Source organism: Adlercreutzia sp. DFI.6.23, from assembly GCF_024462535.1.
GTDB classification, from domain to species: Bacteria; Actinomycetota; Coriobacteriia; order Coriobacteriales; family Eggerthellaceae; genus Adlercreutzia; species Adlercreutzia rubneri.
Genome location: NZ_JANGBP010000298.1, coordinates 1 through 340, shown reverse-complemented (window position 1 = coordinate 340; position 340 = coordinate 1). Strand labels below are relative to the sequence as shown.

The 340-nt window shown below is 61.2% G+C and carries 1 protein-coding gene; it reads left to right on the top strand.

Annotation, left to right across the window (positions count from 1 at the left end; translation table 11 throughout):
* Window positions 1-71 precede the first annotated feature (71 nt).
* Window positions 72-340, top strand: a 269-nt coding sequence (locus NE591_RS13445) for a hypothetical protein (RefSeq protein ID WP_256156887.1), incomplete at its 3' end; no start/stop codon positions are given.

Genomic DNA, 340 nt, shown 5'->3' with positions numbered 1-340 from the left:
TACGTTCTCGTGACCGCTTGTTTTCAGTGATAAACTGACGCAGGAATAACAAGCATGCACAAGGACGGCTTTTGGAGTGCAGAAAGTACATTGCCATCGTATCGGCCGCGGCGGTCGTCATCGTCGTCGCGGTCTGCGTCTACCTGGCCCAACTCTCCGCGACGGTCGCCGGCAACCTCCTGACCTCCGTGGACGAGATATCCCGCCACGATGTGGAGACCATCGAGGGCACGCTGAACAATTGCTACGCGCGCTGGGGCTCGGTGGCCGACCGCCTCGAGGTCTACGACGTGCAGACGGTGCACGAGGCCCAGGAGCAGCTGAACTTGGAGGCGGCCTC